The organism is Sorangium sp. So ce406, from assembly GCF_051474675.1.
In the GTDB taxonomy this organism is placed as follows: domain Bacteria; phylum Myxococcota_A; class Polyangia; order Polyangiales; family Polyangiaceae; genus Sorangium; species Sorangium cellulosum_G.
In genome coordinates, this window is the sequence record NZ_CP150340.1 from 4,361,494 (window position 1) to 4,381,471 (window position 19,978).

Annotated in this window: 4 protein-coding genes (1 of these 4 cut by a window edge); all 4 read left to right on the forward strand. The window is 70.0% G+C overall.

Translation table 11 applies throughout. The features are described from left to right. Tightly spaced (each overlapping or abutting the next), the 4 genes in view from WME96_RS16065 to WME96_RS16080 form a layout consistent with a single transcriptional unit that may run on beyond the window. The gene (locus tag WME96_RS16065) at window positions 1–5,220 is read left to right on the forward strand and encodes an amino acid adenylation domain-containing protein (protein ID WP_437290985.1); all 5,220 of its coding nucleotides are present in this window, start codon (window positions 1–3) and stop codon (window positions 5,218–5,220) included. Then, a complete protein-coding gene (locus WME96_RS16070; RefSeq protein WP_437290986.1) occupies window positions 5,217–10,535 on the forward strand; it encodes a type I polyketide synthase in 5,319 nt (1,772 codons plus the stop codon). The genes WME96_RS16065 and WME96_RS16070 overlap by 4 nt, the downstream gene beginning before the upstream one ends. Then, window positions 10,525–15,381, forward strand: a complete 4,857-nt coding sequence (locus tag WME96_RS16075; protein ID WP_437290987.1) for a type I polyketide synthase — start codon at window positions 10,525–10,527, stop codon at window positions 15,379–15,381. Before WME96_RS16070 ends, WME96_RS16075 begins: the two co-directional genes overlap by 11 nt. Continuing rightward, window positions 15,378–19,978: the 5' end (the start) of an amino acid adenylation domain-containing protein gene (locus WME96_RS16080; protein ID WP_437290988.1), read on the forward strand. It continues 8,035 nt past the right edge of the window; 4,601 of the gene's 12,636 nt are visible here — the first part of the coding sequence; its start codon is at window positions 15,378–15,380; the stop codon falls past the right edge of the window. The genes WME96_RS16075 and WME96_RS16080 overlap by 4 nt, the downstream gene beginning before the upstream one ends.

The following is a 19,978-nucleotide window of genomic DNA, read 5'->3' on the forward strand; positions in this document are numbered from 1 at the left end:
ATGCTGACCACTGTTCTCAGGCAGAGGGCCTCGGCCCAGACCGACCGCTGCGCGTTCGTGTTCCTCGACTACGAACAGCTGCCGGCGGGCAGCTGTTCGTCGACCGCGATGACCTATGGTGAGCTCGACGTCCAGGCGCGCGCGATCGCCGCAGAGCTCCAGCGCCGGTACACCCCTGGGGACCGCGCTTTACTCCTGCTCCGCTCGGAGAGGAGCTTCATAGCCTCTTTCTTCGGATGCCTCTACGCGGGTCTCGTCGCGGTGCCTCTACCGCCGCTGCGATCCGGCGCGTCGCAGCTCTGGTTGCGGGCCATCGCCGAGCAATCTCGGGCTTCCGTCGTGCTGGTGGACGGGTCATGGCACGAGCACGTCGTCCCGCACGCGACGCGTCCCGCGGCGCAGGCTCTGGATTGGCTGCGCATGGACGAGATCGACCCTGCGCTCGCAGGAGCGTGGAGGGATCCGCAAGTCCACGAGGATGCGCTGGCGTTCCTCCAGTACACCTCTGGCTCCACGGGCGCCCCGAAGGGGGTGATGGTCTCCCATCGCAACCTGATGGTGACCTCCGCTGATCTGAACTGCGGCTGGGAGCACGAGGATGACAGCGTGATGGTCACCTGGTTGCCCATGTTTCACGACATGGGACTTATCTACGGTGTGCTCCAGCCGATTTTCAGGGGTTTTGTCTGTCACGTGATGAACCCCAGGGCCTTCCTTCATGAGCCTTTGCGATGGCTGGAGGCGATGTCGACCCTCGGGGGAACGCACACAGCGGCGCCTAACTTCGCGTACGATCTGTGCGTTCGTCGATACCGCCGCGCGGCGCCGCGGCGGCTCGACCTGAGCCGCTGGCAGGTCGCGGTGAACGGGGGCGAGCCGGTCGACGCGGCCACATTGAGCCGGTTCGTCGAGACGTTCGGCCCCAGCGGTTTTGGTCCCCGCGTGTTCGCTCCAGGGTACGGGCTGGCCGAGGGGACGCTCAAGGTGGCAGCCTCGGCGCGAGACCAAGGACCGATGCTCGTCGCCGTGGACAAGGCGGCGCTCGAGCGCGGCGCTGTCGTCTTCGACGAACCGTCGCCGAGCTGTCGAACGCTCGTGGGGAACGGGCAGAGCCACGCCGGCGCCACCATCCTGATCGTGGACCCCGAGACGCAGCAGCGCTGCCCAGCGGGGCGTGTCGGCGAGATCTGGGTCTCTGGGCCGATGGTCGCAGGAGGTTACTGGGAGCGACCGGACGTGACGGAACAGACGTTTCACGCACGTCTCTCCGGCGACGACGCGAGCGGCCCTTACCTGCGCACCGGTGACCTTGGCTTCCTCCACGATGGTGCGCTCTTCGTGACAGGGCGGCTCAAGGATCTCCTCATCATCCGCGGGTGCAACCACTATCCCCAGGATATCGAGAGGACGGTCCAGACGTGCCACCCGGCCTTCCGGCCCGGCCGGGGCTGCGCCGTGAGCATCCAGGTCGAAGGGGCTGAGGGCGAGGAGCGGCTGGCGGTCGTCCAGGAGCTCGACGAGGACGCGATCGGCCGCCTCGACTTCGTCGAGCTCGCGGCGACGGTGCGGCGCGCTGTCGCCGCGGAGCACGGCGTTCATGTCGCGCAGGTCGTGTTCTTGCATCCAGGCGCTCTCGTGAAGACCTCGAGCGGGAAGCTACGGCGCCGCGCCTGCCGTGATGATCTTCTCACGGGCCGGCTGCGGGAGGTCTGGCGCAGCGCTGTCGAGGACGACGGCGAGGCGACGGTCGAGGAGCGAGCGCGCCAGTTGATCGAAGGCGCTCTGCTCGGAGCGCCTCGAGTCGGCGAGGGGTCACTCTACGAGCTCGGCCTCGACTCCCTCCGCGCTGCGGAGCTCGTCGCCCAGATCGCGCGCGAGCTGCACGTCGAGGTTCCGCTGCAGCGGATCCTCTCGGCAACCACGCTGGGCGAGCTGGCGAGCGCCATCTCGGGGCTCGTCACGCAGGAGCCCCCTCAGGTCGACCACGCGCCCGAGCTACAGCCTGCTCCGCAGGACCGACACCGTCCCTTTCCTCTGTCCGATCTCCAGCAGGCGTACTGGGTCGGTCGCAGCGGGGCCTTCGAGCTCGGGAACGTCCGCGCCCACGCCTATCTCGAAATAGAGACGGCATGTGACGATGTGAACCGGCTCAGCGTGGCGCTCCGGCGGCTCGTGGCGCGGCATGGTCTCCTGCGAGCGGTGATCCTGCCCAACGGGGAACAGCAAGTCCTCGATCCCGAGAGTGTCGCTACGATCCCCGAGGTCGCCGTGTCGTCGGGCGATCCGGCGCAGCTGGCGTTGATCCGGCGCGAGATGTCGGACGAGCTGGCGCTGTCGGATGACCATCCGCCCATCGAGATGCGGCTTTCGCGCAGCGCTCTCCACGGCTCGCGCCTGCACCTGCGCGTGGATCTCACGGTCGCGGATTTTCGAAGCCTCCTCGTCATCTTGCGGGAGCTACGAGCGCTCTACGACGACCCTGATGCGGCGCTGCCTGCGCTGGAGTTGACCTACAGAGATTACCTCCTCGCGATGCACGCGATCGGTGGATCCGCTGCGCATCAGCGGGCGCAGCAGTACTGGTGGAGTCGGCTCGACGCGCTCCCGCCGCCCCCCGAGCTGCCGCTCGCCCGGAGCCCCGGCTCGATCGCTCGACCACGCTTCGCTCGGCGAACTCGGGTCGTCGAGCCCGGCGTCTGGTCGTGCCTCAAGGCCCGCGCGGCGCGCGCTGGGCTTACCCCTTCGGCGCTCTGCCTCGCGGTCTTCGTGGAGATGGTCCGCACATGGAGCGCTCGCGGCGACTTCACGATCACCGTGACGACGCTGAGCCGGCAGCCGCTCCACCCCCAGGTCGACGATCTCGTGGGTGATTTTGCGTCGACGGTGCTGCTCGCCGTGGACGCGGAGCCGGGCGCGGATCTGCTCGCCCGCGCTCTTCGCCTGCAGCGTCGGCTCTGGGAGGATCTCGAGCACCGCGCGATCAGCGGGATCCAGGTCCTCCGGGAGCGTGCCCGCAGGCGGGGAGCGGGCCGGTCGTCCGCCATGCCGGTGGTGTTCACGAGCACGCTGGGCGTCGATTCGCAGGGAGCGAGCCTCGAGTCCTTCGGTCGCCTGGTACACAGCGCGAACCCAACGCCGCACGTCCACCTGAGCAGCCATGTGCTCGAGAGCGGCGGGGCGCTCGTCGTCCATACCGACACCGTCGACGAGCTGTTTCCGGATGGCTTTCCGGAGGAGTTCCTCGCTGCCTTCGGGGCGCTTCTCGAGCTTCTGGCCGGCTCGGACGCCGCCTGGCACGCCCAGCAGCGTCGGTGGACGCCGCCCGCGCAGCTGGCGCAGCGAGCTGCCGTCAACGCGACCGAGCGCCCGCTGAGCGACGAGCGGCTCCACACGCGCTTCGTCGCGAACGCCAGGCTTCATCCGAACCGGACGGCGCTCCTCGCTCCGGCTCGAACGCTCTCGTATGGCGAGCTCGCCCGGCGTGCCGGTGCGCTGGCGCTGCACCTCCGAGACCTCGGCGCCACGCCGAACACCCTGATCGCGGTCATCCTTGACAAGGGGTGGGAACAAACGGTCGCCGTGCTCGCCATTTCCATGTCAGGCGCCGCGTATCTCCCGATCGAGGCCGGGCTCCCGGCCGCGCGGCGCCGGCTCTTGCTCGACGAGGGCGGCGTGAAGATCGTCGTGACCCAGCAGGCGCTCGTGGCGAGGCTGGATCTCCCCGAAGGGTCGCGCGTCGTCTGCGTCGATGAGGTCCCGCACGCCCTGGAGCTCCCCCGGATCGAGGACACGCAGACTCCGGATGACCTCGCTTATGTCATCTACACCTCTGGATCGACCGGTCGGCCGAAGGGCGTGATGATCGACCACAGGGGCGCCGTCAACACCATCCTCGACATCAATGATCGCTTCGCCGTGGGGCCCGACGACCGCGTCCTCGCGATATCCGCGCTCGGCTTCGATCTCTCCGTGTATGACATCTTCGGGACGCTGGCGGCGGGGGCGACCCTCGTCACGCTCGACGCCGACTCCGCGATGGATCCCGCGCGGTGGGCCTCCGCCGTCCTCGAGCATCGCGTGACCATCTGGAGCTCGGTCCCTGCGCTGATCCAGCTGCTCGTCGAGCGCGCGGAGGGGTCGCCAGCGGGGAGCGTGTCCGCGCTGCGCCTCGTCATGCTGAGCGGCGATCTGATCCCGGTGGGGCTGCCCGATCGGATCCGGGCCGCGTTCGGCGGCGCGCAGGTCGTGAGCTTGGGTGGCGCGACGGAGGCCTCCATCTGGTCCGTCGTCTACCCCATCGGGATCGTCGACCCGGCGTGGAGGACCATCCCTTACGGCAAGCCGCTCTCCAACCAGCAGTGTCACGTGCTCGACGAGCGCCTCGAGCCCTGTCCCGTCTGGGTCCCGGGCCGGCTGTACATCAGCGGCACAGGGGTCGCGCTGGGTTACCGCGATCAGCCATCCGAGACGGAGGCTCATTTCGGGCTCGATCCCCGCACGGGACGCAGGATGTATCTCACCGGCGATCTCGCGCGCTACCTGCCCGACGGCAACCTCGAGTTCCTCGGACGTGAGGACTTTCAGGTCAAGATCAACGGCTTCCGGATCGAGCTCGCCGAGATCGAGGCTGTCCTCGCGCGGAGCCCAGCGGTGCTCCAGGCCGTGGCGGTGGTCGATACGGCCCCCGGCGGTGAGCGGCGGATCGTCGCTTATGCTGTCCCGTCGAACGGCGAGCCACTCGCGACGCACGACGTCCTCGCGCACGCCCGGGCGCTGCTGCCTTCGTACATGGTGCCCGCGCTCCTGATCCCCATGAAATCGCTCCCGCTCTCGGCGAACGGCAAGGTCGACCGCGCGGCGTTGCCTCCGCCGTCGGTGTCGGTGTCGCCGCCGCCTGGTCGGGGCAAGGCGACGGCGATGGAGCAGCGGATCGCCGCGGTGATCGCCAGCGTCCTCGGCGTCGGTGCCGTGGATCACCAGCAGAACCTGTTCGAGCTCGGAGCGACCTCGCTCCACATGCTCCGGATCCAGACCCGGCTGGCCAACGAGCTCGGGGTCGATCTGAAGGTCGTCGACCTCTTCACGCACCCGACAGCCGTATCGCTGGCCACGCACCTCGTTCGGGCGCCTGCCGAGCGCGACCCGGCTGTGCGTGAGCTGGCCGAGGCGCAGAAGGCCTTCTTTCGACGGCGGCGACGCCCCGCAGAGGATCTCTCATGAAGGAAGCGCTCGAATCTCCTGGGGCCGGACACATCGCGGTCATCGGCATGAGCTGCCGCTTTCCGGGTGCCAGCACGCCCGAGCAGCTCTGGGATAACCTCGCGGCGGGCGTCGAATCGATCTCCTTCTTCTCCGAGGAAGAGGCGCGGACGGCGGGCGCGCCCGCGTCGGTCCTGGGGCACCCTCGGCACGTGCGTGCCGGAGGCGTCCTCCCTGACCTCGATCTGTTCGACGCACGCTTCTTCGGGATCAGCTCCGCCGAGGCCGAGCTGCTCGATCCTCAGCACCGCCTGTTCCTCGAGTGCGCCTGGGAAGTGATGGAGCGGGCGGGCTACCCGCCGCCCGGCCCACGCGCGCGCGTGGGCGTCTATGCGGGCGCGAGCAGCCTCGATTACCTGCGCTTCCATGCCCGACCCCTGCTCGACCCGAGCGAGCCGAACCGCTACTTGCAAGCCTGGCTCGCGAACGACAAGGACTACCTGGCGACCCGCGTCTCCTACCGACTGGGGCTCCAGGGGCCGAGTATCGCCGTGCAGACGGCGTGTTCGACCTCGCTGGTCGCCATCACGCTCGCCTGCCAGGGGTTGCTCAGCTACCAGTGTGATCTCGCCATCGCCGGGGGCGCCGCCGTCTCGTTGCCGCAGCAGAGCGGCTATGTGTACGAGGAGGGGAGCATCCTCTCGCCAGACGGTCATTGCCGCGTCTTCGACGCGCGGGCGCAAGGAACGGTCTTCAGCAACGGCGCCGGCTCCGTGCTCCTCAAGCGGCTCGATGAGGCCATCGCCGACCGGGACTGCATCCATGCCGTCATCCGCGGCGGTGCCATCAACAACGATGGATCGCTGAAGGCGGGCTTCTCGGCGCCCAGCACCTCCGGGCAAGCGGCGGTGATCGAGATGGCCCACGCGCTCGCCGACGTCGACGCGGAGACCATCACCCTGGTCGAGGCGCACGGCACTGGCACGGCGCTGGGGGACCCCATCGAGATCGCCGCGCTCACGCGCGCGTTTCGGGCCTCCACGTCGCGAAGCGGGTTCTGCGCCGTGGGATCCGTGAAGGCCAACCTGGGCCACCTGAACGCGGCCGCCGGGCTGGCCAGCTTCATGAAAGCGGTCCTCGCGCTCCAGCACAAACAGATCCCGCCGAGCTTGCATTACGAGAAGGCGAACCCCGGCATCGACTTCGAGAACAGCCCTTTCTATGTCCCCGCGCGCCTCTCCGCGTGGGAGACCGATGCTGTGCCGCGGCGCGCGGGCGTCAGCTCGTTCGGAATCGGCGGGACGAACGTCCACGTGGTGCTGGAAGAGGCGCCCCCGCGCGCCCCGGTCGGTCCGGGTCGTGGATGGGGTGTCCTCACGCTCTCCGCGAAAGACACGGTCGCGCTCTCCGCGCTCGTGCAGCGCTACCTCAGCCACCTGCGCGCCAGCGAGGAGGCGCCGATCGAGGACGTCTGTTTCACCTCCAACGTGGGGCGCCCGCATTTCGCTCACCGCATCGCGATCGCGGGTGGTACGCGCCGACAGATCATCGAGAGGCTGGAAGCGCACTGCGCGTCGCCTCCACCCGGCGTGTCGTCCGAGGCTGGGCCCGTGGAGGTTGCGTTCCTGTTCGGCGGCCGGGCGCCGGTCCATCCGGCGATCGTCGAGGATCCGACGTTTCGCGGCGCCGTGCAGCGATGCGACGAGCTCGTGCGGCGGCGCCTCGGCCGCTCGATCCTGTCGACCCCTGAGCCCGGTTCTCCGGACGCGATCCTTCATGCGGAGTTGACCTCCTTCTCGGCAGGCTATGCGCTGCTCGAGCTGTGGCGCTCCTGGGGGGTCGAGCCGGTCGCTGTCCTCGGCGTGGGCACGGGCGGGTGTGTCGCCGCCGTCGCCGCCGGGGTGCTTCCCCTCGAGGAGGCGCTGGAGCTCGCTTTGCTGCGGGGCCGAGTCCTGGCCGCGGCGGGATCGCGCGAGATCACGCCGGAGACGCTGAAGGCGCCGGACGTCCAGCCGCGCGTCGCCGAGCTTGTCCGCGCGGTAGACGCGATGTCGATGAGCGAGCCCCGGGTCGGGTTCGTCTGCAGCGCCACGGGCGAGACGCTCGACCGCGGCGCGCTCGGGAAGGCCGCCCACTGGCTCCGCGCGTTCAGCTCCGAGGAGGTGGCCTGCGAGGCCTGGGAGACGCTCGATGCGCTTGGAATCGGGGCGTGCCTGGAGCTCTCCTCGCACCCCGTGCTATCGGCCGCGGCGCGTGAGCAGGGGCGCGCGTCACGCTGCGTCCGGCTCGCCAGCCTGGTGCAAGGTCTGCCGAGCTGGCAAAGCCTGCTGGAGAGCTTGGCGGCGCTCTACATGCGCGGCGCATCCGTCGACTGGCAGGGCGTTCACCGCGATCAGCCCCGCTCCCGCGTTCTCCTGCCCGTCTATCCGTTCCAGCGCAGGCGCCACTGGCTCCCGGTCGCGAGCGCGGAGGTCGCCCCCGCAGCCGCCAGGGAAGACCCATTGCTCGGCAGGATGACCCGCTCCCCGCTCCTCGCGGAGACGCTGTTCGAGGTCGTTCTTCGCGCGGACAGGCCGTCCTTTCTCCCCGATCATCGTGTGTACGGCGAGGTCGTCGTGCCCGGCGCGTGCTTCGGGGCGATGTTCCTCCGCGCGGCGCGGGTGGCGTTCGACCGTGACGACGTCGAGATCGCCGATCTGTGCTTTCCCGAGGCGATCGTCCTTCCCGATGGCGAGGCACGCACGGTGCAGATCGTGCTCGAGCGCACGGCCCATGACGGCACTCCCGCGCGCCTGATTCGCCTCGCGCCGGGCGGGGACGGGGCGAGTCCCGGATGGTCGACCTCTGCGACCGCTGTCCTGCGCGCGCGAGGGCATCGCCCGCAGGAGCAGGGACCGTCGCTCGCGGAGCTCTCGAGGCGGTGCCCGGAAGAGGTGCGGACAGCGGAGCTCTACGAGGCGCTCGCCAGCTGGCATGTGCAGCTCGGTCCGAGCTTCCGGTGGGTCACGTCGATTCGCAGAGGGAATCAAGAGGTCGTGTGCCGCCTGAACGCGCCGATCTCCGCGGGCGAGCGGGAGGCCTACCGGCCGCACCCGGCGCTGATCGACGCGTGCTTCCAGGTCCTCGCGGCCACGATCCCTGCGGCGGGAGGCGATACATTCGTGCCCTTCCGAGTCGACCGGCTCTGGCTCTCCGCCGGCCACGACGATCGTGAGCTCTGGTGCCACGGCAAGCTGCGCGACGCCTCGGGCGCGGACGACAGGATCATCGGGGATCTGAGGCTCTTCAGCGCCGACGGCGAGCTCGTCGGCGAGGTCAGCGGGCTGGAGTCGAGGAGGGCGTCCCGGCGGACGCTGCTCCGCGCGGCCCGCGGTCCGGTAGCGCACGCGGGCTCGCTGCTCCACGCGATCCGGTGGCGCCTGGCGCCCTCGACCCGCGCCGCCGATGGCGCGCCCGCCTGGATCGTGTTCGTCGACGCGCGCGGGCTGGGCGCGGAGGTGTGCGATCTCCTCCGCGCGCGCGGCCATCGCTGCGCGGTCGTCGAGCGTGGCACGTCGTTCGAGCGGCTCTCTGCCCTCCATTACCGGATCGGCTCGTCGCTCTCGGACATGGAGCGGCTCCTGGACGAGGCAACAGCCCAGCTCAAGGCCGCTCGGGTCGGCGTCTTGCACCTCCAGAGCGTGGACGCAGCGCCGGTCGACGCGATGACGAGCGCCTCGGTGATCGAGGCGCAGGAGCTCGGGTGCCGCACGGCGCTGAACCTCGTCCAGGCCATCGACAGGCTCGCGGCGCCGCCTGCGCTTCGCCTTTACCTGGTGACGTGCGGGGCGTGCTCGGTGATCTCCGACGGCGCGCCGGACGATGCTCCGGTGCAGGTCGCGCAAGCGTCGCTCTGGGGTCTGGCGCGGGTGATCGCCGCCGAGCGACCGGCGCTGCGCTGTACGATGGTCGACCTGCCGCATGCGCTCGATCAGAGCGGCGCTCGCGCGTTGCTCGACGAGATCGCGGCCGACGACCCGGAGCTGGAGGTCGCCCTGCGGCGGGGTGATCGGTTCGTCCCGAGGCTCGTCCAGGCGAGCGCGTCGACCACGGACGCGGAGCCCGCGCGCGTGCGCGCCGACGGGAGCTATCTCGTCACCGGCGGTCTCGGCGCCCTCGGCCTCTACGTCGCTGCATGGCTGGTGGAGCAGGGAGCGCGCCACATCGTGCTGGCTTCACGCAGCCGCGCGCCCGCGAGCGCGGCGAGCGCGCTCGACGCCCTTGAACGGGCAGGCGCCAGCGTCGTCACAGCTCAGCTCGACGTGACGTCGGAAGACGACGCGGCCAGGCTCGCCGCTCGCTTCGGCGCGGATTGGCCGCGCTTGTGCGGCGTCGTCCACGCAGCGGGCGTGCTCGAGGATGGGAGCCTGGTCAACCTCGACTGGGAGCGCTTCCGCGCCGTGCTCGCACCGAAGGTGGACGGGACGTGGATCTTGCACCGGCTCACGCAGGGGCTGCCCCTGGATTTCTTCGTCTGCTTCTCCTCCATGTCCTCCGTGCTGGGCCCGCGTGGTCAGGCCAGCTACGCCGCGGCGAATGCGTTTCTCGACGCGCTCGCGCATCAGCGCCGAGCGCTCGGGCTGCCGGGCACGAGCATCAACTGGGGGCCATGGGCTCGCGCCGGGATGGCGGCCAGCTTGAGCGAGCGCCTGGCACGGCGGATCGCAGATGCCGGCGTCGAGCCGCTCGATCCAGAAGAGGCGTGTCGGCTCTTCGGCCAGGCAGCGGCCGGCAAGGAGGCCCAGATCGGCGTCGCTCGCGTCGATTGGCCAAAGTACCTGGCGCGGTTGCCGGACGGCGCGACCCCTGCAGTGCTGCGCGACCACGGCGCCGCGGAGGACGCGCAGCAAAGAGAACGAGGCTTCATCGACGAGCTTCGACGCGCGCCGGCGGACAACCGGCGGGAGCTGCTCGAGGAGCATGTCCACGCTCGGGTGGCGGCGCTGCTCGGCGTGGAGGCGGGCGAGCGGCTCGCCCGCGATCGAAGCCTGTTCGACTACGACCTCGACTCCCTTCTGGCGACCGATCTGCTGAGCCGGCTCCAGACGAGCCTCGGGATCACGCTGGGGGCCACGCTCCTGTTCCGTCACCCGACGATCGAGGCGCTGACCGATCACCTCATGACAGCGCTGTTCGGCACGAAGCCTCGCGAGGCGGCTGGCGCGCCGCCTCCTGCCGCTCCCTCACCCGCCATTCCCCCCGCGATCCCGGCGGCATCCGCCGCGCTCGACGGGCTCTCACCCGAAGAGATAGTGGACCTTTTGTCGAGGAAAATCGAGGAGCTGCATGGCAGCTGAGAAGACCGAGGCCTCGCCGAAGCAGGGCATGAACGAGGGCGCGAGGAGCCGTGATCCGATAGCCTTGTTGAAGGCCTCGTTCATCGAGATCGAGAAGCTGCAGCGGAAGCTGGACGCCGCAGAAGCCCGGGCAACAGAGCCGATCGCGATCGTCGGCGCCGCTTGCCGGCTCCCTGACGGCATCGAGACGCCCGAGGATCTCTGGCGTCTCCTCCTGGACGGCGTCGATGCCGTGGTCGAGATCCCGCGAGATCGCTGGGACATCGACGCCTACTTCGACCCCGATCGCGATGCGCCGGGCAAGGTGTATTGCCGCAATGGCAGCTTCCTGGATCGCGTGGACGAATTCGACGCGGAGTTCTTTGGCATCGCGCCGAGGGAAGCAAAGGCCATGGATCCCCAGCAACGGCTCCTCCTTGAGGTCGGCTGGGAGGCGCTCGAGCGCGCGGGCATCGCCGTGGAACGGCTGCGAGACACGCGGACCGGGGTGTTCGTGGGCATCATGCATCAGGACTACTCCCGTCTCCTGTCGGATCCCGACGCGCTGAACATCCACAGCGGAGCCGGCAACGCCGTGAGCATCGCTGCGGGGCGGCTCTCGTACGTTCTCGGGCTGCAAGGGCCCGCGCTCACCCTCGACACGGCGTGCTCATCATCTCTCGTCGCCATCCACATCGCCTGCCAGAGCCTCCGGGCACGCGAGTGCTCGCTGGCGCTCGCCGGCGGTGCGAACGTGAACGTGTCGCCCGTCTCGACCATCGTCGAGTGCCGCGCGCACATGCTCTCTCCGAGCGGTCGCTGTCGTGCGTTCGACGCTTCGGCAGACGGGTTCGTGCGCGGGGAGGGCTGCGCGATCGTGGTCCTGAAGCGCCTGCACGACGCCATCGCGGATGGCGACGACGTGCTGGCGGTGATCCGCGGCTCCGCGGTGAACCACGACGGCGCGAGCGGCGGGCTGACCGTGCCGAGCGGCGCCGCGCAGGAGGCGCTGATCCGCACCGCGCTCGAAGGCGCGCAGGTGAAGCCGAACGAGGTGGGCTACATCGAAGCGCACGGCACCGGCACGGCGCTGGGCGATCCGATCGAGATGCTCGCGCTCGGCGCAGCCGTCGGCGAGGGCCACACGAAAGACCGCCCGTTGCTCGTCGGCTCGGTCAAGACGAACTTCGGTCACCTCGAGGGCGCGGCCGGCGTCGTCGGTTTCCTCAAGGCGGCGCTCGCGGTCAAGCACGGCGAGATCCCGGCCAACCTTCATCTTCACGAGCCCAATCCCCACATTCCGTGGTCCTCGCTGCCGGTCGAGGTCGTGCGCCGGCGCGTGCCCTGGCCCGAGGGCGACGGGCCCCGGATCGCCGGGGTGAGCTCGTTCGGCTTCAGCGGCACGAACGCCCATGTGGTCCTCGAGGAGCCCGGCCCGCACGCGCGACGCCAGCCTTCGGTCGCGAGGAGCGAAGCGGATCCGGCATCGCCGCACCTCCTGGTTCTCTCGGCGAAGACGGAGACCGCGCTCGCGCAGCTCGCGGCTCGATACCGCGTGATGCTCGGCGAAGCGCCGACCGTGAAGCTCGCGGACGTCTGCTTCTCTGCCAGCACGGGTCGCTCCCATTTCCGCCACCGGCTCGCCGTGGTGACCTCGTCGGTCGCCGAGCTCTGCGAGCAGCTCGCCGCGTTCTCCCGCGGCGTGCGCGCGCCGGGCGTGACCGCGGGGGCCTCGGTCGCCACGCGGTCGCTGAAGATCGCGTTCCTCTTCACCGGGCAGGGCTCCCAGGTGCGCGACATGGGTCGAGGCCTGTACGAGACCGAGCCGGTATTTCGCGCGAGCCTCGATCGGCTCGACGCGTTCGCGCGACCGCACCTCGGCGTTCCTCTGGTGCACATCCTCTTCCCGGAGCCCGGCGCAGAGCCGCTGCTCGACCGGACGGAGTACGCGCAACCAGCGCTGTTCGCCCTGGAGATCGCGCTGGTCGAGCTCTGGAGATCGTGGGGGGTCGAGCCCGCCGTGGTGCTCGGGCACAGCCTGGGCGAGTACGCCGCGGCGTGCGCGGCTGGTGTGTTCAGCGCGGAGGACGGGCTGCTCCTGGTGCTGCGCCGCGCGCGGTGCATGCAGTCGGTCGACGAGAGCGGAGTGATGGTGGCGGTGCGCGCTGGCGTGGCCGTCGTCGAGGAGGCGCTCGCGACCTCTGCCGGGGACGTGGCGATCGCCGCGATCAACGGCGACGCGCAGACCGTGATCTCCGGCCGACGCGCGTCGGTCGAGCGCGTCGTGTCCACGCTGCGCGAGCGCCGGATCGCGACGGCCAAGCTGAGGACATCGCACGCGTTCCACTCGCCGTTGATGGACGCGATCCGCGACGGTTTCATCCGGGAAATCCGCGATATCCCCCACGCGTCGCCCCGCCTCACGCTGATCTCCAACCTCACTGGACGTCCGTTCGACGGCGAGAAGCCATCGGCCGAGTACTGGAGTCGCCATCTTCGCGCGCCGGTGCGGTTCGCCGACGGGTTGGACGCGCTCCACGCGCAAGGGTGCGACGTGCTCGTGGAGATCGGCCCGGGCTCGACGTTGCTCGAGTTCGCGCGCGAGCGGAGGCCTGACGGATCTGGCGCTCGCCTGCCGAGCTTGAGCCCTGTGCTGGGAGACCCCCGCTGCATCCTTACCAGCCTGGGCGAGCTGTACGCCCGCGGGGCGCGCGTGGACTGGAGCGCCGTCCAGCGGGCTCGCGGCGGGGCGCGCGTGGATCTTCCCACCTACCCGTTCCAGCGGCGGAGGTACTGGGTCGATGCGCCGCGCCCTCGAGAGCGGGCAACAGAGACGCCGGGCGAAGGGAGCCTGGTGACGCGGCTCCTGGAGCAGGAGCGCGCGCAGGAGCTGGCGGGCTTGCTGCACGACAGCGGAGCGCTCCACGAGGTGGATCGTGCGTTGCTCGCCAGGGTGGCTGACGCGCTGGTCCACGAGCACCGGCGTCAGCGTCCTCGCCGTGTCGACGGATCGCTGTATGAGATCCAGTGGAACCCGTCGCCGCGTCGACGTGCCGACGCGGCGCACGCTCCGACGGGCGCTCGGCGGACATGGATCCTCTTCGTGGATGAAGGTGGCGTGGGGGACACGCTCGCTGGCGTGCTGCGGGAACGCGGCGACGCGTGCCGGATCGTGCGAAAGGGCATGTCTTTTCACGAGCTCGGCGGCGGCGAGTGGCAGATCGCGCCGACCGAGGCGTCCCACGTGGAGCGCCTCTGGGCGGCGCTGAAGGAAGAAGCAAAGGACGCGTCCGGCATCGTCCACCTGTGGAGCCTCGACGCGCGCTGTACCGCCGATGCGTCGGCCGACGCGCTCGCGGAGGCCATGCACCTGTCGTGCGGCAGCGCTCTGCACCTCGTCCAGGCTGCCACGAAGCACGCCCCCACGGCGAAGATCTGGTGGGTTACGCGGGGCGCGGTCGCCACGGAGCGTGATGGCGCGCCCGCGCTCGCGCAGGCCCCGCTCTGGGGAATGGGCCGGGCTATCGCGCTCGAGCACCCGGAAGGCTGGGGGGGGCTCGTCGATCTGGCGCCGGTGGCAGAGGCCGGCGAGGCGACCGCGCTCGCCGCGCAGCTCTGCGATCCGGCCGGCGACGACCAGGTAGCCCTGCGCCGCGGCCGCGTGTATGTCGCCCGCCTGCGCCGCTGCGCGCCGCCGACGACGCCCGCCCCGGCGATCCGCGAGGATGGGGCGTATTTGATCTCGGGCGGGCTCGGCGCGCTCGGTCTCCATGTCGCGACGTGGCTGGTCGAGCGCGGCGCGCGCCACCTGTTCCTGTTCGGGCGCAGCGCGCCCTCGCCCGCCGCCGAGCAGACGCTGGACCGACTGCGAGCGCATGGCACCCGAATCCACGTCCTCGCGGCGGACGCCGCGAGCGAGCGCGACGTGGTCCGCGTGCTGGACAAGGTGCGCGCCGCCGGCGTCCCGCTCCGGGGCATCGTGCATGCCGCAGGGGCCCTCGATGACGGGGTGCTGCTCCTCCAGGACTGGGATCGATTCCGCAAGGTGGTGGAGCCCAAAGCCCGGGGCGCGTGGCTTCTCCACGAGCTCAGCCACGGCAGCGCGCTCGATTTTTTCATCCTCTTCTCGTCTGCGACAGCGATCCTCGGATCGCCCGGGCAAGCCAATTACGCTGCGGCCAATGCGTTTCTCGATGCCCTCGCGCACTACCGGCGCGCGCGCGGCCTCCCGGCGCTCAGCGTCAACTGGGGGCCCTGGGGTGAGGCCGGTATGGCAGCGCGCGCGGAGGTAGAGCGGAGGGGTCGACTCGAGAGGAGCGGCGTCGAGGCGCTTTCCCCCGAGCGCGCGCTGCTGGCGCTGGAGCGAATCGCCGGCGGCGGCCCTCCTCAGATCGGGATCTTCGACATCGACTGGCCGTCGTTCGGCGCCCGGCTGCCCGCGACGCAACGGCGTTCTCTTCTCGCGGAGCTCCTCCCGCGCGCCCACGCGCCGCGCGCGCAGCTCGAAAGCCCGACCCGGGATGTGCTCGAGAGCGTCCTGCGCACCCCTGCCACGGACCGCGCGCCGGTCCTGCGCGCCCTCGTCGCGGAGCAGCTCGCCGGGGTCCTCGAGCGCGAGGACGCGGAGGCCATCGACGCGAAGACCTCGCTGCTCGAGCTCGGCCTCGACTCGCTGATGGCGGTGGAGCTCAAGAGCTGGATCAAGGCCTTTCTGGGCGTCGACGTCCCCCTCGAGCTTTTCCTCGGCGGTTCGACGCTGGAGGACCTCGCCGAGCGCGTCACCGTCGAGCTCGCGCTTCGTGAGCTCGTCGCCCCGGCCCCACCCATCACCGCGTCGACCGACGCGTTCGAGATCATCGAGCTATGATACCGTCTGAACTCATCACCGAGCTGTCCAGCCTCGGCGTGCGGCTCTGGGCCGAGGGCGACAAGCTCTGCATTCAGGCACCGAAAGGCGCGCTGCGCCCGGACCTGCAGCGTCAGCTCGTCGAGTCCAAGGCCGCGGTGCTCGCGCTGCTCCAGGGTAGCGACGGCCGCGCGGCCTCGCCGATCCTTCGGGAGTCCGGCGCCGAGCCGGAGGTGACCGATGCACAGCGGCGCCTCTGGTTCGTTCATCAGCTCGCGGGGCAGAGCGCGCTCTACAACGAGCGCATGGCGCTGCGCCTCACCGGCGCGCTGGACGCCGAGGTGCTGGCGCGGTGCCTGACGGAGATCGCACGCCGGCACGCGATCCTCCGCTGGACGATCCGCGAAGAGCTTGGCGTGCTGAAGCCTGTCGTCGCCGCGAGCGCCCAGGTCACACCAGCGTTCTTCGACCTCTCCGCGCAGCCGGAGCCCCTGCAAGCCGAGGCCGTCGAACGCATCCTCCGGGAGGAAGTGGAGCGGCCTTTCTCGCTCGAGCAAGGGCCACTGTCTCGCGCCGCGCTGCTGCGGCTCGGTTCGGCGCTGCACATCCTCGTGTTGACGGTGCACCATATCGTCTTCGATCGCTGGTCGGCGGGGATCTTCCTCCGGGAGCTCGTCGCGCTCTACGAAGCGTTCTCCTCGGGCAAGCCATCTCCGCTCCCTGAGGTACCCCTCGACTACGCCGATTACGCCCGCTGGGAGCGCAGGCGGTCCGCGGACTCGTCGTTCGAAGAGCAGCTTGGCCGGTGGAAGCAGCGCATGGCAGGGGCGCCGCCGTTGCTCGATCTGACCCCGGGCCAGCCGCGCCCCGCGGTCCAGGGGTTCCGCGGGGGGAGCGTGCGATTCCACCTCAGCGCGGAGGTGACGGAGAAGCTCAGGGCGCTCGGGCGCCGGCACGGCGCCACGCTCTACATGACGCTGCTCGCCGTCTTCAAGGTGTTGCTCGCGCGGCGCTCCGGCCAGGATGACATCGTCGTGGGCTCTCCGGTCGCGAACCGGACGCGGCCTGAGACCGAGTCGATGCTGGGCCTCTTCATCAACATACTTCCGCTGCGTACGCGCCTCGCCGGCGATCCGAGCTTTGATGAGGTGCTCGAGCGCGTCCGTCGCGTCGCCACCGACGCCTTCGATGACCAGGAGGTGGCGTTTGCGAGGTTGGTCGATGAGACCCAGGCGAGTCGGACGTTGAGCTACCATCCGCTCGTTCAGGTTTTGTTCGCGCTTCACAACGTGCGCCTGCCGAAGCTCGAGCTGCGCGGGCTCACGGTGACGCCGCTGGAGCTCGACAGCGGCATGGCGCGGTTCGATCTGTCCCTCATCCTGGAGGAGGTCGACCGGGGGCTCTCGGGCGTCTGGGAGTTCAACACGGACCTGTTCGACGTCGCGACGATCCAGCGGATGGCGGGGAGCTTCGAGGAGCTTGTGCGGGGCATCGTCGCCGATCCAGCCCGGCGTATCGGCGAGCTGCCGATGCTCACGACCGCGGAGCTATCGCAGCTCAACGTGTGGAACGATACGGCGGCAGACTACCGAGCCGACAAGCTCGTTCACGAGCTCTTCGAAGCGCAGGTGGAGCGGACGCCCAGCGCGGTCGCGGTGGTGTTCGAAGGTCAGCGGCTGACGTACCGCGAGCTCAACGAGCGCGCCAACCAGCTCGCTCACCACCTCCGCTCTCTCGGCGTCGGGCCCGAGGTGCTCGTCGGGCTGTGTGTCGAGCGTTCGCTCGAGCTGCTCATCGGGATCGTCGCCATCTTGAAGGCCGGCGGCGCCTACGTGCCCCTCGATCCCGCCTATCCGAAGGACCGGATCGCGTTCATGCTGACGGACGCTCGGCCAGCCGTGCTGCTCACGCAGCGAGCGCTCCTGTCGAGGCTCCCGGAGCATGACGGCCACACGCTGTGCATCGACGCGATGGGGCCGGAGATCGCAGGGCAGAGGAGCACCAACCCGACGAGCGGAGCGACGCCCGAACACCTCGCTTACGTGATCTACACCTCGGGCTCGACCGGCAAGCCGAAGGGCGCGCTGGTCACGCATGCGAACGTGACCCGGCTGTTCCATGCGACCGAGGCGTGGTTCCACTTCGACGAACGGGATGTGTGGACGCTGTACCATTCCTCGTCGTTTGACTTCTCTGTCTGGGAGATCTGGGGCGCTCTGCTGTATGGCGGCCGGCTCCTCGTCGTGTCGTTCGAGGTCACCAGATCTCCGGAGGCCTTCCACCGGTTCCTCCGCGAAGGCAAGGTCACGGTGCTCAACCAGACCCCGTCTGCCTTCCGGCAGATCGTGACCGCGGACGCATCAGCTGGCGGAGAGGACGCCGGGTTGGCTCTCCGGCTGGTCATCTTGTCTGGCGAGGCGCTCGATCTCGAGAGCCTGCGCCCCTGGTTCAAGCGCCACGGTGACCGCACACCTGAGCTCGTGAACATGTACGGGATCACGGAGACCACCGTGCTCGTCACCTACCGGCCGCTGGTCGCGGAGGACGTCGACGGCGCCTCGGTGAGCCCCATCGGGCGTCCAATCCCCGATCTCAGCGTGTACGTGCTCGACCAGAACCGCGCTCTCTTGCCCATCGGAGTCCCAGGTGAGCTCTATGTCGGCGGCGCCGGCGTGGCTCGCGGGTACCTGAACCGCCCCGAGTTGACGGCGGAGAGGTTCGTTCCCGACCCCTTCCGTGGCGACGCCGGCCGCCGTCTTTACAAGACGGGCGACCTTTGCCGGTGGTTGCCGGACGGCAGCCTGGAGTACCTGGGGCGAATCGATCATCAGGTGAAGATTCGAGGGTACCGGATCGAGCTCGGCGAGGTCGAAAGTGCGCTGAAGCAGCACCCCGCCATCCATGACGCGGCGGTGATGGCGCGCGACTACGCGCCTGGAGACAAGCGCCTCGTGGCGTACCTCGTGGCGCGTGACGGGGCGCAGCCGAGCGTGGCCGAGCTGCGCAAGCGCCTGCAGGGCGAGCTGCCGGATTACATGATTCCGGCTGGATTCATGTGGCTCGACGCCCTGCCGCTGTCGTTCAATGGCAAGGTCGACCGCAGGGCGCTGCCGGCGCCCGAGGTGGCGCGCCCCGAGCAAAGCGAGGCCTATGCGCCGCCCCGCACACGGACCGAGGAGCAGATCGCGAGCGTCTGGGCCAGCCTCCTTCAGATCGAGCGGATCGGCATCCACGACAACTTCTTCACGCTGGGCGGCGACTCGATCCTTGCCGTGCAGATGGTAAGTAGAGCCCGACAGGCGGGGCTCGGGCTGTCGGTCCGGCAGGTCTTCGAGTACCAGACCGTCGCGTCGCTCGCGGCGCAGGCCACCACCGTGGTCGCGGCGCAGGCCGAGCAGGGGCCCGTCATCGGTCCGGTCGCGCTGACGCCCATTCAGCGCTGGTTCTTCGAGCAGCGGCAGCCGGAGCCGGATCACTTCAATCAGGCGGTGCTTCTCGAGCTCCGCGAGCCGCTGGAGCCGGGGTGCCTCGAGCAGGCCGTGCAGGCGCTGGTGCGGCACCACGATGCGCTGCGCACGCGGTTCGTGGCCGAGGGCGGGAGCGTGCGTCAGGTCAGCGGCGCCCTCGATGCGGCCGTCACGGTGAGCGTCGTCGATCTCTCGGCTGTGCCTGCGCCGGGCAAGGCGCACGCGCTCGAAGCCGCTGCGGCAGAGGCGCAAGCAAGCCTGAGCCTCGCGCAGGGGCCGCTGATGCGCGCGGTGCTGATACACCTCGGCGCGGGGGAGCGCGGAAGGCTCCTCCTGGTGATTCACCACCTCGTGGTCGACGGGGTCTCGTGGCGTATCCTGCTCGAGGACCTGCAGACGTCGTATGCGCAGGCGCGCGCGGGGGAGCCGATCCGGCTGCCGCCGAAGACGACCTCCTTCCAGGCATGGGCCGAGCGGCTCACGGCGTATGCGCAGTCGGAAGCGGTGCAGAGCGAGAGTTCGTTCTGGCTGGCCCCGAGCTCGCCTGCCCGACTTCCGCGTGACGTCGAGGGAGAGAACACCGTCGCCTCGGCACGAACGGTCGAGGTGGAGCTCGGCGTCGAGGAGACCCGTGCGCTCCTGCAAGACGTTCCGGCGGTCTACCGAACGCAGATCAATGACGTCCTGCTCACCGCGCTCCTGGAAGCGCTTGGCGAGTGGACGGGCGAGCGTGCGCTGCGGCTCGACCTGGAGGGGCACGGGCGGGAGGACATCGGCGGCGGCCTCGATCTGTCACGCACGGTCGGCTGGTTCACGGCGCTGTTCCCCGTCGAGCTGCGAGCGCCTGAGGGCGGACCTGGGGAGGTGCTCAAGGCGGTCAAAGAGCAGCTGCGCAGCATCCCCGGCCGAGGCGTGGGCTTCGGGGCGCTGCGCTACCTGAACGAGGACCCCTCGGTCTCTGCCAGGTACCAGGCGCTGCCGCGCGCCGAGGTGCTCTTCAACTACCTGGGGCAGCTCGACCAGAGCTTCGCGGAATCCACCCTGTTCGAACGCGCCACGGAGCCGACCGGGCCGGCTCGCAGCCCGCGCGGCGCTCGGACGCATGCGATCGAGATCAACGCCCTGGTTGCCGAGGGTCGGCTGCAGATCGC

Bases quoted from the DNA above. Each gene is read 5' to 3' on its own strand.
- WME96_RS16065 (WP_437290985.1), top strand. From the start codon at position 1: ATGCTGACCACTGTTCTCAGGCAGAGGGCCTCGGCCCAGACCGACCGC.
- WME96_RS16070 (WP_437290986.1), top strand. From the start codon at position 5,217: ATGAAGGAAGCGCTCGAATCTCCTGGGGCCGGACACATCGCGGTCATC.
- WME96_RS16075 (WP_437290987.1), top strand. From the start codon at position 10,525: ATGGCAGCTGAGAAGACCGAGGCCTCGCCGAAGCAGGGCATGAACGAG.